Consider the following 12,537-nt stretch of genomic DNA (forward strand, 5'->3'; position numbering starts at 1 on the left):
CCGTGGTCACGTCGGTCACCGGGTTCCTCCGAGGGCCTGGCCGCGGCGGCGCATCATCAGCAGGAAGGCGGGCACGCCGAGCACCGCGGTGAACACCCCGACGGGCAGTTCGGCGGGTGCCAGCAGGGTGCGCGAGGCGATGTCCACCCAGACCAGCAGCAGTGCCCCGGCGAGCGGCGCGATCACCAGCACCCGGCGGTGCCCGGCGCCGACCAGCATCCGTGCCAGGTGCGGCACCAGCAGCCCGACGAAGCCGATCGCCCCGCTGACCGCGACCACGGTGCCGGTGACGGCGGCGGTCACCACGAACAGCTCGCGGCGCAGCCGGTCCGGGTCCACGCCGAGCGAGGCGGAGGTCTCGTCGCCCATGGCGAGCGCGTCCAGCCGCCCGGCGGCGCAGGCCAGGTACGCGAGGCCGGCCACCACCGTGACGGCGGCGATCGGCACCTTGCCCCAGGTGGCGCCGCCGAGGCTGCCGAGCAGCCACATCATGGCGTCCCGGGCGGCCTCGCCGCGGTCGGCGGCGAAGACCATCAGGGTGGTGGCGGCGGAGAAGCCGTAGGACAGCGCGGTGCCGGTGAGCACCAGGCGCAGCGGGGTGAGTCCGTACGCGGTGCGGGCGGCGAGGTAGACGAGCGTCATGGCGGCCAGCGCGGAGCCGAAGGCGGAGGCGGAGATCGCCCACACCCCGAGCGAGGCGAAGGCGCCGAAGAGCAGGACGGCGTTGGCACCGACGGCCGCGCCGGAGGAGATGCCGAGCACGAAGGGGTCGGCCAGCGCGTTGCGCACCAGGGCCTGGACGGCGACCCCGCAGGCGGCGAGGCCGGCGCCGACGACGGCGGCCAGCACGGTGCGCGGCAGCCGGATCTCCCAGACGATCGCGTACGCGGCCGCCTCGCCCGCGTCCAGCCGTCCGCCCGTCAGCCCGGCGCCCAGCAGCCGCAGCACCCGGGGCAGGCCGAGTCCGGAGGAGCCGAGGGCGACCCCGCAGAGCAGCGACAGCAGCAGGGCGGCGACGAGGCCGGCGGCGAGCGGGACGACGGGTATTCGACGGGTGGGCGGGCCGACTGCACGGTCCACGACTGCACGGTCCACGGGTGCGCCTTGCCTCGGGCCGCGGGTGCGCCGGGGCGGGCGCCGGCCGAAGGCGTGCCGCGGCGCCGTTCCCCTCGCAGTCCGCGGCGAGTTGTCGGGAGTTCAGCGGCCGGGGGCGATCGGGCTGGCGCGGGCCGTACGGGTTGGTACGGGCCGTGCTCACCGTTGCGGGTCAGCGCCGGATTCACACCGGACTTCCCCCTCGGACGCCCTGGCAGCATAACAGCCACTCAGGGCAGGCAACCCTTACCGGCCCTGGGCGGGCCGGGAACGCGCGACCGCCCCCGTCCGGCGGTGCGGACGGGGGCGGTCGGGTGGCGACGCGTCAGGCTCAGGCCTGCTTGGTCTCCCAGAAGATCTTGTCGACCTCGGCGATCAGGTCCAGCAGGGCCTGGCCGGTGGCCGGGTCGGTGGACGCCTTGGCGGCCGAGGCGGCCTTCAGGGTGTCGTTGATCAGCTGGTGCAGCTGCGGGTACTTCTCGAAGTGCGGGGCCTTGAAGTAGTCGCTCCACAGCACCGAGATGTGGTGCTTGACGGCCTCGGCGCGCTGCTCCTTGATGATGATGGCGCGGGCGCGGAAGTGCGGGTCCTCGTTGGCCTGGTACTTCTCCTGGGTGGCCTTGACCGACTCGGCCTCCAGCTTGGCCTGCGCCGGGTCGTACACGCCGCAGGGCAGGTCGCAGTGGGCGTGGGCGGTGGCGCGAGGTGCAAACAGACGAGAGAACATGGGAGTCCTTCCTTAGATCGTCTTCCCGCGCCCGAGATTACCCTTCCGGCCTCGCCGTTTCGCGATCGGGCGGCGGGCCTAGGGCAAAAGACGGACCAGGAACCGGGGTAATCCGGACATCGGACCGGTGACGGTCCGTACGGCAGACTGGGGGCGGGCGGAGCAGGAGGAGGAGTCGTGGCGCGGAGCACGCGACCGCAGGGCGCCGGGGCCGGGGGGCCGGACCGGGGCGGCGCGCTGCCGTTCGGACTGGTCGACGTGGCGGGGCCGTCGATGGTCCCGACCCTGCGCGAGGGCGACCAGCTGCTGGTCCGCTACGGCGCGCCGATCCGGCCGGGCGCGGTGGTGGTCTTCCGGCACCCCTTCCAGCAGGACCTGCTGGTGGTGAAGCGGGCCGCCGAGCGCCGGGCCACGGGCTGGTGGCTGCTCTCCGACAACCGCCCGGTGGACAGCGACAGCCGCAGCTACGGCGCCGTGCCGGACGAGCTGGTGCTCGGCCGGGTGCTGCTGCGGCTGCGCCCGAGCCCGGTCTGGCTGGCGCCGGGGCGCCGGCTGGAGCGGCTGCTGCTCACCCCGCGGCTGGCCCGGGTGCCGGGCCTCGCCCGCCGGCTCGGCGCCTGGGTGGAGGACGTCTAGGATCCGCCCCGGGCCGCCGCCTCCGCCTCCTGGCGCTTGCGGGCCCGGTAGGCGGCCACGTTGGCGCGGGTCGCGCAGCGGTCCGAGCAGTAGCGGCGGGAGCGGTTGGTCGAGGTGTCCAGGTAGGCGTTGCGGCAGGGCGCGGCCTGGCAGATGCCGAGCCGGTCGGCGCCCAGCTCGGTCAGGTGGACGGCCAGGCCCATGCAGGCGACCGCGGTGAAGTGCGCGGTGGCGGTGGGGGAGTTGTCGGCCAGGTGCAGGTGCCAGCGCGGTCGTCCGGCGTCGTCCAGGTAGTCGTGCCCGGAGACCAGCGGGCTGACCGGGTACTCCATCAGCAGGCTGTTCAGCAGGTCGACGCCGCGGATCTCGTCCCCCTCCGCGGCGGCCTCGAAGACCCCGCGCAGCCGGGTCCGCACCGCCCGCAGCCGGGGCAGGTCGGACTCGTCGGCGAGCGCGGCGGCCCGCGCGGAGTCGGAGAACAGGCCGCGCACGGCCTCCACGGAGGTCAGCGTGTCGGTGCCGCGCTCGGGCTCCTCGGTGTTCACCAGCCGAACGGCGAGATCGGCGTAGGCGGCGAGCTCCACAGGGGTCCTTCCAGGTTCGGTAACGGGCTGACTGCCTCCAGCCTATTACCTGGGCGGAGCTCCGGCCTCTTTTCCCCGGCGGGAGGGCGTCGGCGCCCGGCAGGAGTGGCCTGCCGGGCGCCGACGGTACGGGCTCAGAGCACCTTGGACAGGAAGGCCCTGGTGCGCTCGTGCTGGGGATTGGTGAGCACCTCGCGGGGGTTGCCGGACTCGACCACCACACCGCCGTCCATGAACACCAGCGCGTCGCCGACCTCGCGGGCGAAACCCATCTCGTGGGTGACGACCACCATGGTCATGCCCTCCTCGGCGAGGCCGCGCATGACGTCCAGGACGTCGCCGACCAGCTCCGGGTCGAGCGCGGAGGTCGGCTCGTCGAAGAGCATCAGCTTGGGCTTCATGGCCAGCGCGCGGGCGATCGCCACGCGCTGCTGCTGGCCGCCGGAGAGCTGCGAGGGGTAGTTCTTCGCCTTGTCGGCGAGGCCGACCCGCTCCAGCAGGACCATGCCGCGCTCGCGGGCGTCGGCCCTGCTCTCGCCCTTGACCTGGACCGGCGCCTCCATGACGTTCTCGACGGCGGTCATGTGCGGGAACAGGTTGAAGCGCTGGAAGACCATGCCGATGTCGCGCCGCTTGAGGGCGACCTCGCGGTCCTTGAGCTCGTGCAGCCGGTCGCCCTTCTGCTGGTAGCCGACCAGCTCGCCGTCCACCCAGAGGCGGCCGCCGTTGATCTTCTCCAGGTGGTTGATGCACCGCAGGAAGGTCGACTTGCCGGAGCCGGAGGGGCCGATCAGGCAGAACACCTCGCCCTTCGCCACCTCCAGGTCGATGCCCTTGAGCACCTCGACCGGGCCGTAGGACTTGTGCACGCTCTCGGCGCGGACCATGGGCTCGGCCGGGGCCGCGGCGTCGGCGGGGGTCTTGGTCAGATCGGTCATACGTGACCACCTCCCTCGATCCCCGGGACGACGTCGGCGGTCGTCCTCGGGGCGGGCTTCCCGGCGAACAGGCCCCGCAGTCGCTGCAGCGGGGTGGGCGGGAGGGTGCGGTTGGAGCCTCGGGCGTAGTGGCGCTCGATGTAGTACTGGCCGATGGTCAGCACCGAGGTGAAGAACAGGTACCAGAGGCTGACCACGATCAGCAGCGGGATGTTCTGGTAGTTCCGGGAGTAGATGACCTGGCCGGCCCGGAAGATCTCCTCCAGGGAGATCACGGAGACCAGCGAGGTGGTCTTGAGCATCGAGATGGTCTCGTTGCCGGTCGGCGGGATGATCACCCGCATGGCCTGCGGCAGGACGATCCGGCGCATGGTCTGGAACCGGCTCATGCCGAGCGCGTGCGCGGCCTCGCTCTGGCCCTCGTCCACCGACTGGATGCCGCCGCGGACGATCTCCGCCATGTAGGCGGCCTCGTTGAGGCCGAGGCCCAGCAGTGCGGCGACGAAGGTCGGGATCAGCACGTTGGTCTGCTCGGACCAGAACTCGGGCCCCCACGGGACGCCGATCGACAGCTTGGCCCAGATCAGGCCGAGGAAGTTCCAGAACACCAGCTGCACCAGCACCGGGGTGCCGCGGAAGATCCAGATGTAGACCCACGCGACGCCGGCCAGCAGCGGGTTCGGGGACAGGCGCATCACCGCGAGGATGATGCCGCCGACCACACCCATGAGCATGGCGAGCACGGTCAGTTCCAGCGTCACCAGCAGGCCGTGCATGATGCTGTCGTGGAACAGGTACTGACCGACGATGTCCCACTTGAAAGCGGGGTTGGTGAGGAGGGCGCTCAGCAGCATCGCCGCGAGCAGGGCGATGACGACGGCGCCCGCCCAGCGTCCGGGGTGGCGGACGGGGACGGCCTTGATGATGTCAGGCCGCCCCTTCTCCGCCGTCCCCTTGTCCAAAGAGTTCACGGTGTGGCCTCGGGGGAGAAGATGGAGCGTACGAGGGTCAGCTGACGGCACCGTTGACGGCCGACGTGGAGATGGCGCCGGCCTCGACGCCCCACTTGGTGAGGATCTGCTTGTAGGTGCCGTCGTCGATCAGCGACTGGACGGCGCCCTGGACGGCCGGGGTCAGCTTGGAGCCCTTGGCCAGGGCGACACCGTAGGGGGCCGTGCCGTAGGTCTCGCCGACCTTCTCCAGCTGGCCGCCGGACTGCTTGATCGCGTAGTCGATCACCTGGGAGTCGGCCATCATCGCCTGGTCGCGCCCGGACACCACGGCGTTGGTGACGTCCGTCTGGAGGTCGAACTTGTCGCCCCCGTTCGGGATGCCCGGCTTGCCGGCCTTGGCGCAGTCCGGGTCGCGGGTGTCCTTGATCTCGTCGGCCTGGGTGGTGCCGGTCTGGACGGCGATCTTCTTGCCGCAGAGGTCCTTCGGGTCGACCTTCTCCGGGTTGCCCTTCTTCACCGCGACGGCGCTGCCGGAGTTGAAGTAGGTGACCATGTCGACGATCTGTTCGCGCTCCTTGTTGTCCGTGAAGGACGACATGCCGAGCTGGAACTTGTTCGACTGGATGCCGGGAATGATCGCGGTGAAGCCGGAGTCCTGGACCTCGGCCTTCAGTCCGAGCTTGGCGGCGATGGCGTTGGCCAGGTCGACGTCCATGCCGATGATCTTGCCGCTGTCGTCCTTGAACTCGTCCGGGGCGTACGAGGCGTCCGCGCCCACGACGATCTTGCCGGCGGACTTGACGTCCTCCGGGACGAGCGAGGCCAGCTTGGGGTCGGCCTTGACCTCGTTGACGGTGGCGGAGGCGTTGGGGGCGCCGCCGCCGTCGCTCTTGCTGCTGCTGCAACCGGTCAGCACGAGGGAGACCGACGCGGCGACCACACCGGCTGCGAGGAGCCGGCTGCGCTGGGTACGGGTGGTCATGAGGGGGATCTCCATCCTGGGGGAGAGAGGTCGGGCGGAGCGCGCCGCGGGAGCGGCGCACCGGACCGGCGAGCCGCGCGGCTCGGTACGGGTGCGTGTCGCCGTACGTCGTCGTACGTGCAGGCCGGGTCGTGCAGTTTCCCGGGCGCGGGGGGAGCCGCCCGGGGTCGTACGCGGTACTGCTTCCGCCACCCTCCGCCGAGGTGGACGTTGACCGGACGGCCTCGACCAGTGGCCGGCTCGATCCGAGATGGGGGGAATCCTGCCATCTGATGACAGTCAGGTGGCCCTCATCCAGATCAAAATCGGATAACGAGGGGTCGCACTGTCCGCTATTCGGACTTATTCCGTGCCCCTGTCACCCTGCGCATACGTATGCAGACCAGTCCGTGCCGCACCCGGCGCCCGTCGCCCGCCGGATCAGATGCCCCCGTTGACCACCGCGTTCTGCGCCGCGCCGGCGCTCACGTTCCACTTGGCCAGGATCTTGTCGTACTCGCCGCTGCGGATCAGCTGGTCGATCGCCTTGGTCAGCACGTCGCGCAGCTGCCCGTCGTCCTTGCGCACCGCGATCCCGTACGGGTTGGAGGTGGACTGCCCGCCGGTCACCTCGAAGCGGCCGCCGCCGTCGGTGGTCTTCGCCGCGTAGGCGGCCACCGGGAAGTCGTTCAGGCCGGCCGCGGCGGCGCCGGAGGCGACCTCGGCCAGCGCCTTGGTGTCGGTGTCCAGCTTGTGGGGGGTCAGCGGGCGGCCGGCCCGGGCGCAGACGGCCACCTGGCGGGTGACGATCTCGTCCTGGGTGGTGCCCTGCTGGAGCGCGACGGTCCTGCCGCACAGGTCGTCCAGGCCCTTGATCCCCTTGGGGTTGCCCTTCGGGACGACGATCGAGGTGCCGGCGATGAAGTAGTCCACGAAGTCCACGCCGGGGCCGGTCTGCTTGCCGTTCTCGTCCAGGGCGTCGCGGCGCTGGCGGGTGTCGCTGAGCGCCGACATCGCCACGTCGTACTGCTTGGCCTGGAGGTTCGGCACCAGCTTGTCGAAGGGGGTGTCGACGAACTCGACCCGCACGTCGAGGATCCGGCCCAGGGCGGCGGCGAGCTCCGGGTCCAGGCCGGCCGGCTTGCCGTCCGGGCCGCGGTACTCCACCGGGGCGTAGTTGACGTCCATGCCGACCCGCAGCGCCCCGGCCGTCCGCTGGGCGTTCGGCAGCTTGCCGCGGAGGTCCTTGACCGGGTCGTCCGAGGCGGCCTGCCCGCCGCCGCAGCCGGTCAGCAGCAGGGCACCGGCGGTGGCCAGGGCGGCGGCGGCCGGTATCGGACGACGGGCATGGCGGACGTGAAGCATGAGGGAGGCTCCTGTGGGAGGGACGAGCGGCCGCCACGGTGTCGCGCGGGTACGCGAAATGGCGGACAAGCGATCCTGCCATCCCGGCCTGCCGGGCCCGGCGGCGGGTGTGTCAGAATTCGTTACCGGGTGACCCCCGAACGCTCGAACCAGACCGACGAGCCCCGACAGGCTCGGGGTGCCCGGGAACGGAAGTCCTCACGCGGCTCCGTATCCGGGGCGCCGACTCCCCTTCGGATCTGCGTTCACTCCTGCGGGTGCGCGTGCGCTCATGCCGTTGCCGCCGCCGGTGCCCGGCGCTTCCGACGCCGGGCCCTGTGACGCGACGGCACGGCGATGAACCGCACGTGACGAGGACGAAAAGGCATAGGTGCGATGCCTTCGTCCGACCTACGCTCGGCCCGGAAGCACAACGCGGACAACACAAGACCCCATAAAACCCTCATCCGAGGGCGCCGCCCGACGGCAGCGCCCCGACCCTGACCCCGGGTCCGCTTCGGCGTACCCGGTTTCCGGTTTCCGGCCGGGTCGTCCTGCCCGTCGGCCGCGCGTCCTCGCCAGATCAATGACGAAGAGGTCATCGTGGCAGCGGAGATCATCAGCAGCACCCAGGACACCGACGATCCGGTCGACGCGGTTTTCGCGCTCCACCGCGGCGGCAAGATGGAGATCCGGGCGACCGTCCCGGTGCGCGACGCGGACGACCTGTCCCTCGCCTACACCCCCGGTGTCGCCCGGGTCTGCACGGCCATCGCCGAGCAGCCGGAGCTGGTCAACGACTACACCTGGAAGGCCAACACCGTCGCGGTGGTCACCGACGGCACCGCGGTGCTGGGCCTCGGCGACATCGGCCCGCAGGCCTCGCTGCCCGTGATGGAGGGCAAGGCGATCCTGTTCAAGCAGTTCGGCGGCGTGGACGCGGTGCCGATCGCGCTCGCCTGCACCGGAGTCGACGAGATCGTCGAGACCGTGGTCCGGCTGGCGCCCTCGTTCGGCGGCGTCAACCTGGAGGACATCTCCGCGCCCCGCTGCTTCGAGATCGAGCGCCGGCTCCAGGAGGCCCTGGACATCCCGGTCTTCCACGACGACCAGCACGGCACCGCGATCGTCACCACCGCCGCCCTGTGGAACGCCGCCAAGGTGACCGGCCGTGAGATCGGCTCGCTGCGGGCCGTCATCTCCGGTGCCGGCGCGGCCGGCATCGCCATCGCCAAGATGCTGGTCGCGGCCGGCATCGGCGACGTGGCGGTCTGCGACCGCAAGGGCGTCGTCCACGAGGGCCGCGGCGACCTCACCGACGTCAAGGCCGAGATCGCCGGGCGGACCAACCGAACCGGCCTCAAGGGCTCGCTGGCCGACGCGCTGGCCGGCGCCGACGTGTTCATCGGCGTCTCCGGCGGCACCGTGCCGGAGGAGGTCGTCGCGACCATGGCCGAGGGCGCGTTCGTCTTCGCGATGGCCAACCCCACCCCGGAGATCCACCCCGAGGTCGCGCACAAGTACGCCGCCGTGGTCGCCACCGGCCGCAGCGACTTCCCGAACCAGATCAACAACGTGCTGGCCTTCCCGGGCATCTTCGCGGGCGCCCTCCAGGTCCGCGCCTCCCGGATCACCGAGGGCATGAAGCTCGCCGCCGCCAAGGCGCTGGCCGGCGTCGTGGCCGACGAGCTGACCCCGCAGAAGGTCATCCCCTCGCCCTTCGACGAGCGGGTCGCCCCGGCGGTCACCAAGGCCGTCGCCGAGGCCGCCCGCGCGGAGGGCGTCGCCCGGGCCTGAGGCCGAGCCTTCCGGGGCCGAGCCTTCCGAGGCCGGGACACGCGTCACATGCTCGCGTGCTTCCCGGCCTCGGCCGTACCGGGCTAACGTCCGGGGCATGTTCGCCGCCTACGCCGCACGCATCGACGCCGACGATCCGCTGAGCGGGCTGGAGCTCGGGGAGCTTCCCGAGCCGCAGGCCCGACCCGGCTGGAGCGTGGTCACCGTCCGGGCCGCCAGCCTCAACCACCACGACCTCTGGTCGCTGCGCGGGGTCGGCCTGCCCGCCGCCGCGCGGCTGCCGATGATCCTCGGCTGCGACGCCGCCGGGATCGACGAGGACGGCAACGAGGTCGTCATCCACTCCGTGATCGGCCAGAGCGGCCACGGGGTCGGCCCGACCGAGCCGCGCTCCATCCTGACCGAGCGTTACCAGGGCACCTTCGCCCGGAAGGTGGCCGTACCCACCTGGAACCTGCTGCCCAAGCCCGCCGGGCTGAGCTTCGAGCAGGCCGCCTGCCTGCCCACCGCCTGGCTGACGGCCTACCGGATGCTGTTCACCAACGCCGGGGTCAAGCCCGGGGACACCGTCCTGGTGCAGGGCGCGGGCGGCGGGGTGGCGACCGCGCTGATCGTCCTCGGCAAGGCGGCCGGCCTGCGGGTCTGGGTCACCGGACGGGACGAGGCCAAGCGCGCCCGGGCGGTGGAGCTCGGTGCCGACGCGGCCTTCGAGAGCGGCGCCCGGCTGCCCGAACGGGTGGACGCCGTGCTGGAGACGGTCGGCGCCGCGACCTGGTCGCACTCGGTGAAGTCGCTGCGCCCGGGCGGCACCGTGGTCATCTCCGGGGCCACCTCCGGCCCCAACCCGAGCTCCACCGAGCTGAACCGGATCTTCTTCCTGGAGCTCAAGGTGGTCGGCTCGACCATGGGCACCAAGGAGGAGCTGGCCGGGCTGCTCGCGTTCTGCGCCAACACCGGCGTCCGGCCGGTGATCGACTCGGTGCTGCCGCTGGCCGAGGCCCGGGACGGCTTCGCCCGGCTGGCCGGGGGCGACGTCTTCGGGAAGATCGTCCTCACCCCCTGACGCCGCGGCGGCCCGGCGCCCCCGAACGGGGGCACCGGGCCGTCACCCTCCGGACCGCCGGCTCAGCCGAGCAGCCGCTTCAGCCGCTCGCCCGCGGCGCCCAGCACCGTACGGGCCTCGGCCAGCTTGTCCGCGCTCACCCCGCCGTCCCGGGCCGCGTCGCGGACCTGGTCGCGGAAGCGGTCGAGCAGCCGCTCCAGCTCGCGGGCCGGGTCCCCGGCCGGGTCGGTGCGGGCCCACGGCGGCAGGTCGGCCGCGGCGTCCGCGGCGGGCCCGTCCTTGTCCAGGTCGATCCGGGACACGGTGATCCGCTCGGCGGACCCGGTGGACTCCTCCTGCGCACCGTGGCCCCAGCGGGCCGCGTCGGCCAGCCCGGCCAGGCCCTTGGTCAGCTCCGAGAGGCCCTCGGCCAGCCCGGTCGGCCAGTCGCCCTTCGCGGCGTGCTCGCGCACCTGCTGCTCGACCCGCCGCTTGATCCGCAGCGCCTCCTGCTGCGCGGCGGTGCGGGAGGCCTTGGCCTGCTCGCGCAGCCGGCGGGCCTCCGCCTCGGCGGCCTTCGCCTTGGCCTTGGCGGCCTTCTCCTGCTCCCGGGCGCGCTTGGCCTGCTCCTTGGCCTGCAGCTTGAACTGGGCGAACTCCTCCTTGGCGCGCTGCCAGGACTCGTTGTCCCCCCAGGGCCCGGCCCACGGGTCCCCGCCCTCGGTGCGCTCCGGCCGGGGCGCCTGCTTCGCGGCGTTCCACAGCTCCTCGCGCAGGTCCTTGGCGCTGTCCCGGACGTCCTCGCGGATCGCCCCGGCGAGCTGGGCCACGGAGTCGTGGATCTCCACCTCCAGCTCCTCCAACTCGACCTGACGGGCTTCGAGTTCGGCGCGTCCGGCGTCGGTCAGCCGGTACACCTTGCGGCCGCCCTCGGTGCTGTGGGCGACCAGGCCCTCCTGCTCCAGCTTGGCCAGCCGCGGGTAGACCGTCCCGGCCGAAGGGGCGTACAGGCCCTGGAACCGCTCCTCCAGCAGCCGGATGACCTCGTAGCCGTGCCGCGGGGCCTCGTCCAGCAGCTTCAGCAGGTAGAGGCGGAGCCGGCCGTGGCCGAACACGGGGGTCATCTCAGGCCTCCTTGGTGAGGTTCGGGGTGCCGGGGCCGGCCGGGAGTTCCTTGACCACCACCGGGCCGTCCTCCTCCGAGTCGGGGCGGCGCAGCACGGTGACCGCGCCGGAGACGGTGGTGACGTTGAGGCTGCCGCGGCCCTCGCCGAGCCGGCCGGAGATCTTCTTGGCGCCCCAGGTGCTGCTCATCTGGAGTTCCTCGAAGGTGCTGGAGACGTCGCCGCTGGTGGAGCCGGCCTCGACGGTGGCGTCGGCCAGCGAGGGGATCCGGACCACGACCGCGCCGCTGACGGTGTTGACCTTGACGTCGGTCTCACCCGCCACGTCGAGGTCCAGGGTGACGGCCCCGGTGACGGTGTTGGCCTGGATCCGGTCGGCGGTGCCGGCGATCACGGTGAGCTGCCCGGAGACGGTGTTGACCTTGAGCTGGCCGCCGACCGCCTGGGCGTCCACGTCGCCGGTGACGGTACTGGCCTCGATCCGGCCGGTCACCCCGGCGAGGGTGGTGTCGCCGTTGGCGCTCTGCACCGAGACGTGCCCGCTGACGCCGCTGACGGTGGCGTGCGCCGACACGGTCCCGACCTTGACCTCGACGTCGGCCGGGACGGTCACGGTCACGCCGGCGATCCGCTTGCGCTTGAAGGAGCCGAAGAAGTTCTTCACCGAGCCGACCGACTTGAGCCAGTCGCCGAACTCGCCCCAGCTGTTGATGTCCTTGTAGGTGACCGTCAGGACGCCGTCCACCAGGGTCACGTGCAGGGGGTCGCCGACCAGCTCGGTGACCTCCAGGCGGGCCGGGCCCTCGGCCGCGACCACGTTCACCGTGCCCTCGATGGTCCGCACGTGCAGCGTGCGCACCGACTCGTCGAAGGTGATCCTCTCGGTGCCCTCGACCGTCCACTGGCTCATCTCTGCCGCCTCCCGTCGCGGATCGCGATGTATCGCGTTCTCTTTTAAAGACGATATATCGCGTGCTGGCAGAGTCAAGCGTGCCGGCCCCCGATCCCGACCCCGATCCGTCCCCGAGACCTCCCCTACGGGGACGGCGGGGCTCCGTACCCGAACACGCGCGAGGCCCGGGAGGCGGTTGCCTCCCGGGCCTCGCGGCGGCCGTCACCGGGTCACTCGTCGTCCTCGTCGTCGAGCCGCGCCAGCCAGGTGGCCAGCCGCTCGACCGGGACCTCGAAGTCCGGGTTGAGGTCGACGAACGCGCGCAGCTGCTCGGCCAGCCACCCCAGGGTGACCTCCTCCTCGCCGCGCCGGTTCTCCAGTTCCTCGATGCCTCGGTCGGTGAAGTACACGGTTCGCTCCGGTCCGATGGGGATTGACCTGGTC

The 12,537-nt window shown here is 72.1% G+C and carries 13 protein-coding genes; 3 read left to right on the plus strand and 10 right to left on the minus strand.

Annotation, left to right across the window (positions count from 1 at the left end; translation table 11 throughout):
• Window positions 1–15: 15 nt before the first annotated feature.
• Together ACZ6EM_RS10900 and sodN are read right to left on the minus strand one after the other, a co-directional pair.
• Window positions 16–1,080, minus strand: coding sequence for a FecCD family ABC transporter permease (locus ACZ6EM_RS10900; RefSeq protein WP_401047466.1), 1,065 nt, complete (start codon window positions 1,078–1,080; stop codon window positions 16–18).
• Between the two features lie 346 nt (window positions 1,081–1,426).
• Entirely contained in the window at window positions 1,427–1,822 is a 396-nt protein-coding gene (sodN, locus tag ACZ6EM_RS10905) for a superoxide dismutase, Ni (protein WP_045699892.1), read from the minus strand.
• Between the two features lie 273 nt (window positions 1,823–2,095).
• On the opposite strand from sodN, the gene sodX reads away from it, so the two are divergent.
• On the plus strand, window positions 2,096–2,458 hold the full coding sequence (gene sodX, locus ACZ6EM_RS10910) for a nickel-type superoxide dismutase maturation protease (protein WP_380355836.1): 363 nt from the start codon (window positions 2,096–2,098) through the stop codon (window positions 2,456–2,458).
• Here the strand turns inward: sodX and ACZ6EM_RS10915 are convergent.
• From ACZ6EM_RS10915 to ACZ6EM_RS10935, 5 genes are all read right to left on the minus strand, one after another.
• Window positions 2,455–3,042, minus strand: coding sequence for a CGNR zinc finger domain-containing protein (locus ACZ6EM_RS10915; protein WP_359904503.1), 588 nt, complete (start codon window positions 3,040–3,042; stop codon window positions 2,455–2,457). The two genes, sodX and ACZ6EM_RS10915, sit on opposite strands and share 4 nt — an antisense overlap.
• A gap of 134 nt (window positions 3,043–3,176) precedes the next feature.
• On the minus strand, window positions 3,177–3,980 hold the full coding sequence (locus ACZ6EM_RS10920; protein WP_401054938.1) for an amino acid ABC transporter ATP-binding protein: 804 nt from the start codon (window positions 3,978–3,980) through the stop codon (window positions 3,177–3,179).
• Window positions 3,977–4,951 (minus strand): amino acid ABC transporter permease, encoded by a 975-nt coding sequence (locus ACZ6EM_RS10925; protein WP_380550074.1) that lies wholly within the window; start codon window positions 4,949–4,951, stop codon window positions 3,977–3,979. Before ACZ6EM_RS10925 ends, ACZ6EM_RS10920 begins: the two co-directional genes overlap by 4 nt.
• Window positions 4,952–4,988: 37 nt before the next feature.
• Entirely contained in the window at window positions 4,989–5,915 is a 927-nt protein-coding gene (locus ACZ6EM_RS10930) for an ABC transporter substrate-binding protein (RefSeq protein ID WP_359904494.1), read from the minus strand.
• A gap of 420 nt (window positions 5,916–6,335) precedes the next feature.
• On the minus strand, window positions 6,336–7,259 hold the full coding sequence (locus ACZ6EM_RS10935; RefSeq protein ID WP_452180664.1) for an ABC transporter substrate-binding protein: 924 nt from the start codon (window positions 7,257–7,259) through the stop codon (window positions 6,336–6,338).
• Window positions 7,260–7,841: 582 nt separating this feature from the next.
• On the opposite strand from ACZ6EM_RS10935, the gene ACZ6EM_RS10940 reads away from it, so the two are divergent.
• The gene (locus ACZ6EM_RS10940) at window positions 7,842–9,035 is read left to right on the plus strand and encodes an NAD(P)-dependent malic enzyme (RefSeq protein WP_452180663.1); all 1,194 of its coding nucleotides are present in this window, start codon (window positions 7,842–7,844) and stop codon (window positions 9,033–9,035) included.
• 97 nt (window positions 9,036–9,132) lie between these two features.
• A complete protein-coding gene (locus tag ACZ6EM_RS10945) occupies window positions 9,133–10,098 on the plus strand; it encodes a zinc-binding dehydrogenase (RefSeq protein ID WP_465772252.1) in 966 nt (321 codons plus the stop codon).
• Between the two features lie 62 nt (window positions 10,099–10,160).
• On the opposite strand, the gene ACZ6EM_RS10950 is transcribed toward ACZ6EM_RS10945, so the two are convergent.
• The 3 genes from ACZ6EM_RS10950 to ACZ6EM_RS10960 all read right to left on the minus strand — a co-directional run bounded on the left by ACZ6EM_RS10950 (window position 10,161) and on the right by ACZ6EM_RS10960 (window position 12,503).
• Window positions 10,161–11,201, minus strand: a complete 1,041-nt coding sequence (locus ACZ6EM_RS10950; protein WP_452180662.1) for a PadR family transcriptional regulator — start codon at window positions 11,199–11,201, stop codon at window positions 10,161–10,163.
• Window position 11,202: 1 nt separating this feature from the next.
• Window positions 11,203–12,111 (minus strand): DUF4097 family beta strand repeat-containing protein, encoded by a 909-nt coding sequence (locus ACZ6EM_RS10955; RefSeq protein ID WP_401055312.1) that lies wholly within the window; start codon window positions 12,109–12,111, stop codon window positions 11,203–11,205.
• Between the two features lie 212 nt (window positions 12,112–12,323).
• Complete coding sequence (locus ACZ6EM_RS10960; protein ID WP_387695218.1) at window positions 12,324–12,503, minus strand: DUF6104 family protein; 180 nt, start codon at window positions 12,501–12,503, stop codon at window positions 12,324–12,326.
• Between the last annotated feature and the right edge of the window lie 34 nt (window positions 12,504–12,537).

The organism is Kitasatospora sp. NPDC041917 (genome assembly GCF_055589745.1).